A 9635-nucleotide genomic window follows, 5' to 3' on the forward strand; every position below is an offset into this window, starting at 1 on the left:
GATAGGTGAGGTCGATGCCCTCGGCGGTGACGACGCCGTCGCGCAGGTCCCGGGTGCGGTCGTAGTCGCCGCAGGCCACGGTGAGGGGAATTCTGGTCATGACTGGGATCCTTGCCGGAGGTCGCGGGGTTCGGCGAGCCCCTCGCCGGCCTCGATGATCAAGTGGAGGAGGCGGACGAGTTCGGCTCGCTCGCCGAGGGACAGAGGACCGACGAGGTGGTCGGTCATGCGGGCCGCCGCCGGGGAGAGTTCGGCGAATATCCGTTCCCCATCCGGGCTGAGGCTGAGCAGGTTGCGGCGGCGGTCCCGGGTGTCGCGGGTGCGGATGACGTGGCCTCGTGAGGTGAGCCGGTTGGCGACCTCCGCGACGGTGGAGGTGTCGAGGGAGACCCGGCGGCAGATCGAGTTCTGGTCTATCTGCCCGGCTTCGGCGATGGCGCTGAGGACGGCGAACTGGGTCGAGGTCACCTCCGTCGAGACTTCGGCCGCCCACAACTGGGCGTGTATCTGCTGGGCTCGGCGGAACAGGTGCCCCGGTTGCCGGTACATGTCGATCTCCAGGGCTTCCTGCAACTTCTGGGGGTGGGCGTCGTCGTTCATCGGCTCACCTTGCTGCCCGGACGGGCCTGATAGGGGATGGCTCCCTCGGCGCTGACGGTGACCATGAGGCTCCCGACGGCGTCGATGTCCACCTGTACGGTGTCGCCGTCGGCGAGCGGGCCGACTCCCGCGGGGGTCCCGGTGGCGATGACGTCCCCGGGATGAAGGGTCATGGCCGCGCTGGCATAGGCGATCAGTTCGGCAACACCGTAGATCAACTTCGCGGTGGACGTGTGCTGCCTGAGCTCCCCGTTGACCGAGCAGGACAGTTCGAGGTCGCCGGGGTCGGGGATCTCGTCCGCCGTCACCACCCAGGGGCCCATGGGGGTGAAGGTGTCGAAGGACTTTCGCAGCGAGCGGTCCTCCGTGGAGCGGACGGTGATGTCCAGCACGCAGGTGTATCCGAAGACGTGCTCCAGCGCCCGTTCGGCGGGCACGTGCCGCGCCGTGCGGCCGATGACGACGCCTAGTTCGCCTTCGTGGTCGGTGCGCCGGTCCGACCAAGGCAGACGGACCACCCCGCCGTGCCCGAGGGTGGAGGTGCCGGCCTTGAGGAACAACCCCCACTCGGTGATGGTGGCCGAGTCGGGCATCTCGTCGACGTGGTCGTAGTAGTTGGCCGGGGCGCCCATCAGCTTGCCCGGCCGGGGCAGCGGCGCCTCCCAGGCCAGCTCGGCGACGGGCCGGCGAGGCGCCGTGGGCGACGGCGCGTCCGGGAGCGTCCCGGGGCCCTGCTCCAGCAGATGGTGCAGCGGACCGCCGGGGTGGTGGGGGTCCAGGCCCAGCAGGTCGGTCACATCGACCGCCTGCTCCGCCTCGATGACGGCGAGTCGCCGCCCTCCGGAGGCGCCCTCGGGGGGGTTGAAGACTCCGAACCGCATGTAGGTCTCTCCTTCGGTGTTCGGACAGCGTCAGGGCTGGATCTGCCTGACCAGGTCGAGGGTCTTGCCGAGCGAGCCGGCCTGCTGGTCCGCCGGGACCTCGGGGATCTCACGGCCCTTGAGGGCGTCCATCACAGGCAGGCCGGGCGGCGCCGGGGCACCGGGGGCCACGCCGTACAGACCGGCCTGCGCCAGGACGTTCTGGCCCTCGCTGGTGTAGAGCCAGTTGATGAGCAGCTTGGACGCGTCGGGGTTGGGGCCCTCCTTGAGGAGGCAGACGTACTGGGTGTCGAAGCGGGCGCCCTCGCTGGTAGGGAAGACGAGCCCGACCGGCAGGCTCTTGGCCCTGGCGGCGGTGTAGACGGCCGAGTTGTTGGCGACCATGACCTCGCGTTCGCCGCGGGCCAGCGACTGCTCCGCGAGCGCGGCCGTGCCGACCGTCTGCGGGGCGTTCGCGGCCAGGCCGGCGAGCCACTTGCGGTCGAGCTTTCCCGCGGTCATCAGGTTGGAGATCATCAAGGAGGTGACGCCGGCTACGGCCGGGTCGTTCTGGACCAGCCTGCCCTTCCACTTGGGGGCGGTCAGGTCCCGCCACCCGGTGGGAGCCTGGTCCTTGGTCAGCTTGTCGGTGTTGTACTCGATGCCGACGGCGAACCGGGCGTAGGCGTGGTAGGCGTCGCCGGGGCCGCTCTGGCCGCCCGTCAGGGCGCCGGCGGTGAAAGGCCGGTACGCCTGGCACTGGCCGGCCTTGCTGCTGAGGTCGATCCCGGATCCGCCGTTGGTCTGCACCGACCCGCTGTGCTTTCCGCTGGCGAATTCCTCGCTGAGCCGAGTGGTCAGCTGCTGGCCGAACAGCGGCTGCGCCACGATGCGAATGGCCGGGTAGCGCTTCTGGAACGCGGCGTAAGCGGCGGTGTAGAAGTTCTGGCTGGGGCCGTAGACCAGCACGCTGGTCTGGCGCCCCTGCTGGGCGGCCTTGTAAAGCGCGTCCATCTGCCGTTGCACGTCCAGGCTGCCCAGAGCGGCGGCGTTGGCGGTTCCGGACCGCGTGCCGGGGGCGGGCGCGCTACACGCGGTGATCCCGCCCAACGCCAGCAGAGCGGCTGCTAGGGGCGGGGCGACGAAACGTCGCATGGGTCCTCCAGGGAGGTGGGGTGGGTGGGCCAAGAGGCCCGGTGGGGTGGGTGGACCAAGAGGCCCGGTGGGGTGGGTGGGCCGTGAGGCCCGTGAGGCGGAGTGGGTTCTGCGGGGGTGGAAGGGACTTAGGGATGAAGGGCGAGCAACCCGTCGACGGGGAAGGCCACGGCCACGGTGTCGCCCGGATGGGCGACCGCGGGGGCCGCGGCGCGGGACCGGATGGTGCGCGGTCCGGCGCGCAGTGAGTACTCGATCTGGTCACCGAGGAAGGCGGCCGTCGCGACCTCGGCCGTCACGCCTTCACCCGCCGTGCTGACGGAGACCGACGCGGCGCGCACCGCGAGGACGGCCTGGTCTCCGACCGTGAAGGGGTCCTGCCCGGCCGTACGGGCGGTCAGGCAGTCGGCCAGCCCTTCGACGGCGGCGACCACACCGTCGTCGTTCACGGCGACGATGGTCGCGGGCAGCAGGTTCTCGAACCCGACGAAGTCGGCGACGAACGCGTTGGCCGGTTCGGCGTAGATCTTCTCGGGGGTGCCGACCTGCTGAATGACGCCGTCGTTCAGGACCACGATCCGGTCCGACAGGGTGAGCGCCTCGACTTGATCATGCGTGACGTACACCGAGGTCGTGGCGAGCGTCCGGCGGAGCGCCTGGATCTGCTCGCGCATCGCCGCCCGCAGGCGCGCGTCCAGATTGGACAGCGGCTCGTCGAACAGCAGGATCCCGGGTCGTGCGACCAGCGCCCGGGCGAGCGCGACGCGCTGCTGCTGCCCGCCGGACAGGGCGCCGACCGGCCGGTCCGCCAGTTGCGCGAGCCCCACCTGGTCCAGTGCGGCGGTGATCCGCCCGTCCCGCTCGGTCTTGGGCGTGCGGCGCATCCGCAGCGGATAGCCCACGTTGCCCCGCACGGTCATGTGCGGCCACAGCGCGTAACTCTGGAACACCATGCCCAGGTCCCGGCGCTCCGGCGGCACGAACCTGCCCCGCCCGCACGCCACCAGATCGCCGTCGAAGCGGATCTCTCCCCCGTCGGGACGCTCCAGGCCGGCGATGCATCGCAGGATGGTGGTCTTTCCGCAGCCGCTGGGGCCCAGCAGCGTGAGGAACTCTCCGTCGGCGATCTCCAGGTCGAGGTCGGCGACGACATGCGGTCCCCCGTAGTGCTTGGTCAGTCCTTGGATGCTGACAGCGGCCACGACTGGACTCCTCCCGTTTCCTCGGTCAGGGCGTTCCTGCGTGTCGGGTGCGGCCCGGCCGGTCGCGCCGGCGGCGGCGCCCAGAGCGGAAGGCCGCCCGCGGTCCGCCGCGCCCTGGCCAGACGGACCGCCGCCCGCGCCGGCCAGACCAGCGCGACGACCGTGGCGGTGAGGACGACCGCGCCGAGCATCACGCAGAACAGCGCGGCGGCGCGGGTCACCTCGCCCTGGGCGTTGAGGTGGTACACCAGGACCGCCACCGGCTGGTTGCCCGGCTGGGACAGCAGCACCGGGACCTCGAAATTGCCGGCGATCTGGATGGCGGAGATCAGCCAGGCGGCCACGCAACTCGGCAGGATCAGCCGGACGACGATCCCGGCGGTGGTCCGCAGCGGCCCGGCGCCGCAGACCCGGCCGGCCTCCTCCAGTTCCCCGCCGACCTGGGCGAGGGCCGCGTCGACCGCGCGGCCCGCGACCGGGGTGGCCGCCACGACCACGCCCAGCAGCACGATGAACGAGCTGCCGAACAGGGGATGCAGGAAGGGCACCGACAGGAACGTCCAGACCAGAGCCAGGCTGAGCACGATGCCCTGCACCGCCCACGGCAGCCATGTGGACAGCTCCAGCACCCGCCGCAGCCGGGTCGAGCCGTGCCTCCCGACCATCGAAGCGGTCAACGTGATCGCTACCGCCAGCGCACCGCCGATCAGCGCGTAGCGGGCGGTGTTGGCCAGTGCGGGCAGCACCTGCGGATCGGCGAGCAGCTCCCGGTAGTTGTCGGTGGAGAAGCGGTTCACGCCGAACACCGGCTGCAGCGAGCCGACGACGATCTGCAGGACCGGCAGCACGAAGGCCAGCAGCGCGTAGCCGACGATGAACGCGTTGCACAGCCACGTCCAGCGGCCCAGGTCCATCGGCTGCGGCCGGGCTCCCTTGCCGGCCACGGTGGTGAACTGGCGGCGGTCGAGCAACCGCCATTTGAGAGCAACCAGGGCGCCCACCGCGGCGATGAAGACCAGGGCCAGGGCGCTGGCGGCGGCGTAGTTCGGCGGGATGTCGTTGTTGGCGAAGTCGAAGATCTGCGTGGCGAACACCCGGAACCCGCTCGGCCTGCCGATGATCAGCGGGATGTCCAGCACGATCAGGCCGATCACGAACCCGATGATGAACACCCCCAGCACCGCGGGGGCCATTACCGGAACCGTGACGTTGGCCAGCGTCCGCAGCCGCCCGCCGCCGGTGATGGCCGACGCCTCTTCCAGCCGGTGGTCCATCGCCAGGAAGGGACCGAGCAGGATGAAGTAGCCCAAGGAGCACAGCTTCAGCGACAGGACGAACCACACGCCCCACCGGCCGCCGACCGAGAACTCGTCGGGCAGGCCGACCGTGTGCAGCAGGGAGTTCAGCAGCCCGTACCGCGGCGTGCCCAGCAGGCTCCACGAGAGCGCGAAGAACAGCGGCGGCGTCGCCAGCACCACGGCCACCAGCGGCGTCACGACCGGACGCAGCACCGCGCGAGTGCGCGTGCTGATCCAGGCCAGGGCGACCGCGAGAGCGGTGGACGTGATCCCGGCCGACACGGCGAGCCACAGCGAGTTGGCCAGCAACCGATAGGTGCGCGGGTCGGAGTAGGCGTCGGTCAGCCCCTTCACGCTGAACGCGCCGGGCAGGCCGGGAGGGGCGGTGCGGAAGGCGCCGTATGCCGTCATCACGATCGGCAACACGTAGAGCAGGCCGATGACGCCCAACAGGCAGGCCAGCTTGAGCCGGCCGTACAGTTCGGCGGTCATGACGGACTTCCGGGGCTGCCGCGCCGCCGCGCGTCCTCGGACCGGCCGTGCAGCGCCTCCAGGGCGAGCCGGTAGCCGCGCCAGCCGGCCCCGGCGATGTAGACGTTGGCGATCCCGAGGAAGATGTCGGGTTCGGGCTCGGGGCCGTAGGAGTGCAGTTCCGACAGGTGGACGATGGCCACCGGCAGTCCGGTGTCCACGACGGCGGTGCGCAGGGACCACCCCGCCCGGGTGAGCCCGGCCGGGTTGAGGATCACCCCTCCGTCCAGCGGCAATGCCTCGTCGTCCTGCCGCCCGTGCAGCCAGTCGATCAGGTCGCCCTCGTGGCTGGACTGGAAGTGCAGGACGGTCGCCCCGAGCCCGTCGGCGCATTCGTCCACGTCCCGCTGGATGTGGGGCAGCGTGCGGTGGCCGTACCTGGCCGGATCACGGCGGCCGAGCCGGTTGAGGTTGGGCCCTTGCAGCATGGCGTAGACGGGCATGTCAGCACACCTCCGTCGCGGCTCCGGCGTACATGTCGATGCTCGGCGGCAGGACCGGCGCCTTCGCCGGCCCCCCGTAGAGCCAGTCCGTGTAGGCGTAGTGGTCGGACGCACCCAGCCCGGACAGGAAGTGGTCGCGGAGCACGACCGCCGCGCCGCCGAGGTGGCAGAAGTCGCCGATGAAGCGGGTGAGCTCCTGGACCGACGAGACGCGCGGAAACCGGATGTTCTCGAACGACTTGAAGGCGGCGGCCGGATCGCCGGGGCAGGCCCGGAGGGCGTCGCTGAGCGCGATCGCGTCCTCCAGTGCCTGGCAGGCTCCCTGAGCGAGGTACTGCTGCATCGGGTGGGCGGCATCGCCGAGGAGCGTGATCCGGCCCTGCGCCCAGCCGGCCAGCGGCGGGCGGTCGCACAGCGGCCACCGCTTCGACAGATCCAGTTCGGCGACCGCCGACCGCACGTGGGGAATCGTCCCGGCGAAGCGCCGGTGCAGCTCCTCGGGGGTGCCCCATTCCGCGGACCCCGGTTCCCCGGCCGTGCTGCGGAAGGACACGACCCGGTTGAGCACGGTGCCGCCGCTGACGGGGTACTGCATGTAGTGGATGCCGTCGCCGACGTAGAGCATCACCGCGTCGTCGACATCCGCCGGACGGGGACCTGGGCCGCGATACACCACGTAAGGCGAGACGAGCGGCGGCCGGTCGTCCAGCAGTTGTCGACGCACGACGGAACGCAGCCCGTCGGCGGCGACGATGGCCGTACCGGTGTGGGTGCTTCCGTCCGCGCATTGCACGGTGGCCGAATCTTCGTCCTGGCTGACCGAGACGACCTCGGTCCCCGGAATGAGGTGCACCCGGCCGGTCCGTTGACAGGCCTCGAGCAGGGCGGTGAGCAGTTCGCCCCGGTGGACCACGGCGTAGGGCGCCCGATAGCGCTCGGTGAACTCGGTGCCGAACCGCAGCGCCGAGATCGTCTCGCCGGTGTAGATGTCGATCATTTCCCAGCGGGTGGGGAGCACCACCTGTTCCCGCAGGCCGTCGACCACCCCGAGGTCGCGGAGTATCCGCCACGCGTTGGGGCCGACCTGCAGCCCGGCGCCGACCTCGCCGAACTCCGAGGCGCGCTCCAGCACTCTGACCTTCATGCCCTGGCGGGCGCAGGCCAACGCCGTGGCGATTCCGCCGATGCCGCCGCCGACCACGATGAGTGAAACGTCCATGATTCTCTGGCCTCCCGCGGGTCAGGCGAGCTCTTCGCGGTAGAGACCGAAGGGCTCCAGGAGCGGCAGGTCGCTCATGGAGAACAACACGGTCTCGACGCCGAAATCGGGGACGTGCTCGTACCAGGTCCACGGGGGGACGGCGAAGAAGTCGCGGTCCTCCCAGTCCAGGCGAACGCCGCCGACGATGCTGTGGCCGCTGCCGCCGGCCACGCAGAAGATCGTGCTGGAGGTGTGCCGCAGTGCACGGGTGGCGACACCGCCCTCCAGCAGCGACAGGTAGCAGGCCATCGTGGGCAGCACATGCCCGCCGGTCAGCGGGTTGGTGTACTCCAGCCGCACGCCCTGGTAGGGGTCGGCGCCCGTTTCGGCCAGCCGGGTCAGCGCCTGGTAGGCGACCTCCCACCGGTAGTTCATGATCGGCGAGTGGTTCACCTCGGGCTTCGGACCCGCCGGCGCCAAGCCGGGGCCGTAGCGGAGCTCCCCGTCACGCTCGGGCCTGGTCAGCGGCTGGAGGCCGCCCCCGGGGAAGTCCTCGTAGAAGTTGGCCCTCATCTGCTTGACGAACGGCACGTCCAGGCCGTCGAGCCAGATCATCGGCTCGGTGCCCGGGTGGCGGTGGTCGTGCCAGGTATCGGCCGGAGTGAGGACGAGGTCTCCCGGCTCCATGGGCACGGGCTCTCCCTCGACGGTGGTCAGCCCCGATCCGGCCAGCATGAAGCGGATGGCGCCCGGGCTGTGCCGGTGCGCGGGGGCCGTCTCACCCGGCAGTACGAGCTGGTATCCCGCTACCAGCGTGTGCGTGGTCCCGAAGCGGCGGGACGGGTTGTGCGCATTGAGCGCCCGCCGGTCCGCCTGATCGACGCCGAGGTCCATCACCTGCGTCGCCTCGTGCAGCAGCGGGACCAGTTCCCGCCAGCGCCATACGTGGGGAACCTCCTCCACGTACGGCTCCGGATCGGTGGTGCCGGGGATTCGCCATAGCGGCGCGACTTGCGCCGCGGCGAGGCGTTCGTAGTAGTCGTGGCCGGCGGCCCGGGGGGTGGTACGTGCCGTCACGCTCTGCCTCCCTCTGGATGATCTCAGTTATTCCGTGCACGGAACTTCCGTGGACAAAGCAAAGCACTCCCGTAATGCCAGGGTCAATGCTCAGGAAGCATCACTTTCGGTGACGGTCGGCTGCTGAAGCGTGAACAAGCGCGCATGGCGGCGGGGAGTGGAGGCAGCGCCACGGGCGAGGCGCATTGCCCTCGGCAGCACAAAGAGGGAGCTAGGGGGCATGAACGAGCCGCATCCCGCCAAGAGCCTCGCGTCCGGGCGCCAGGAGCGCCCTGGCGGCCGTCACGAGGCGGCGACTGACGTCACCGGCGGCTACGACCCGCGCCAGCTGCGGGAAGGGCGGCCCCAAGGCCGCGGCGGGGGGCTCATTGGGATGAAGGGTTCTCGCCGGCGGCGCCGACCTCACCGCTCAAGGAGGTTATTATTGCGTCCATTTGTTCTGCCTTGTATCCCGGCATCCAGACGGCGCGAATGCTCCCGAGCGACTGCTGCAAAAGCATGAAGGCGGCAATACGGTCAAGGCTGGGCCCCTCTAGAATGATGACCAGATCGTACGGGCCACTCGGAGTCCAGATGATTTCCTTGAACTCTATGCCGAAATCGTCTCCAAATTTTCTTCCTTCCATAGAGCGATCAACCGTGTCCCAGAAAGTCCGATTCCCCTGGTCGGTCCACTCCGCCAACACGACTGCCAGTGCCATGCGTCCTCCCGTGGTCGCGCGAACACACGTTCAGCGGGGGGTGTCCTCCGTGATTCCCGCAGCATGACGGGTTACACGCGCCGGCCCTTCTGGTCAACGTCAAATCGAAACGACGCCACCGGCGACCGGTAGGCGTTGGCTTCCTCTGACTCAACCATGATCCACACAACACGCCCCGGCCAAGCCGAAGCGGCGGTTCCAATATGGGCGGATGGCGTGGCGCGCATCCCGCACCTCTCCCACGGACTTTGCGATGGCCAGCCGCATCTAGAAAATTCGGCACTCGTGGTCATGCCAGCGCGGCAGGCCCTGATTGCGCAGGAGCACCAGGACAATGGGAAACCAGATCCTTCGCCAGCGGCGGCTCGTCGGTCTCGTGTGCGCAGCACCGCAGCCGTGTCATGTAGTGGCTCCACCACTCTGGCAGCCGGGAACCACTCCCCGGAAAACGACGAGGCCCTCACCGCATCAGTCCTAGGAAACCTGCGATGAGGGCCTCGACCAGCGCCGTTGGTGCCGGTCAGGCCTTCCGACGAGAGGCGTGACCCGTGAGTGAGAGAGCACCCG

Annotated in this window: 9 protein-coding genes; all 9 read right to left on the reverse strand. The window is 69.9% G+C overall.

Annotation, left to right across the window (positions count from 1 at the left end; genetic code table 11):
• Window positions 1-96 precede the first annotated feature (96 nt).
• Window positions 97-600, reverse strand: coding sequence for a MarR family winged helix-turn-helix transcriptional regulator (locus AB0C69_RS31005; protein WP_360358580.1), 504 nt, complete (start codon window positions 598-600; stop codon window positions 97-99).
• The gene (locus tag AB0C69_RS31010; protein WP_360358581.1) at window positions 597-1481 is read right to left on the reverse strand and encodes a fumarylacetoacetate hydrolase family protein; all 885 of its coding nucleotides are present in this window, start codon (window positions 1479-1481) and stop codon (window positions 597-599) included. Before AB0C69_RS31010 ends, AB0C69_RS31005 begins: the two co-directional genes overlap by 4 nt.
• A 30-nt stretch (window positions 1482-1511) precedes the next feature.
• Complete coding sequence (locus AB0C69_RS31015; RefSeq protein ID WP_360358582.1) at window positions 1512-2615, reverse strand: extracellular solute-binding protein; 1104 nt, start codon at window positions 2613-2615, stop codon at window positions 1512-1514.
• A gap of 128 nt (window positions 2616-2743) precedes the next feature.
• Window positions 2744-3817, reverse strand: a complete 1074-nt coding sequence (locus tag AB0C69_RS31020; protein ID WP_360358583.1) for an ABC transporter ATP-binding protein — start codon at window positions 3815-3817, stop codon at window positions 2744-2746.
• Window positions 3790-5607 (reverse strand): iron ABC transporter permease, encoded by a 1818-nt coding sequence (locus AB0C69_RS31025; RefSeq protein WP_360358584.1) that lies wholly within the window; start codon window positions 5605-5607, stop codon window positions 3790-3792. The genes AB0C69_RS31020 and AB0C69_RS31025 overlap by 28 nt, the downstream gene beginning before the upstream one ends.
• Window positions 5604-6089 carry a type II 3-dehydroquinate dehydratase gene (locus AB0C69_RS31030; protein ID WP_360358585.1) on the reverse strand — a complete coding sequence of 162 codons (486 nt, stop codon included), beginning with the start codon at window positions 6087-6089 and terminating at the stop codon, window positions 5604-5606. Before AB0C69_RS31030 ends, AB0C69_RS31025 begins: the two co-directional genes overlap by 4 nt.
• Before the next feature lies 1 nt (window position 6090).
• Window positions 6091-7308, reverse strand: coding sequence for an FAD-dependent monooxygenase (locus AB0C69_RS31035; protein ID WP_360358586.1), 1218 nt, complete (start codon window positions 7306-7308; stop codon window positions 6091-6093).
• 21 nt (window positions 7309-7329) lie between these two features.
• Window positions 7330-8367, reverse strand: coding sequence for a cupin domain-containing protein (locus AB0C69_RS31040; RefSeq protein WP_360358587.1), 1038 nt, complete (start codon window positions 8365-8367; stop codon window positions 7330-7332).
• Window positions 8368-8732: 365 nt separating this feature from the next.
• The gene (locus tag AB0C69_RS31045) at window positions 8733-9068 is read right to left on the reverse strand and encodes a GYD domain-containing protein (protein ID WP_360358588.1); all 336 of its coding nucleotides are present in this window, start codon (window positions 9066-9068) and stop codon (window positions 8733-8735) included.
• Between the last annotated feature and the right edge of the window lie 567 nt (window positions 9069-9635).

It is taken from the genome of Actinomadura sp. NPDC048032, assembly GCF_040653175.1.
In the GTDB taxonomy this organism is placed as follows: domain Bacteria; phylum Actinomycetota; class Actinomycetes; order Streptosporangiales; family Streptosporangiaceae; genus Spirillospora; species Spirillospora verrucosospora.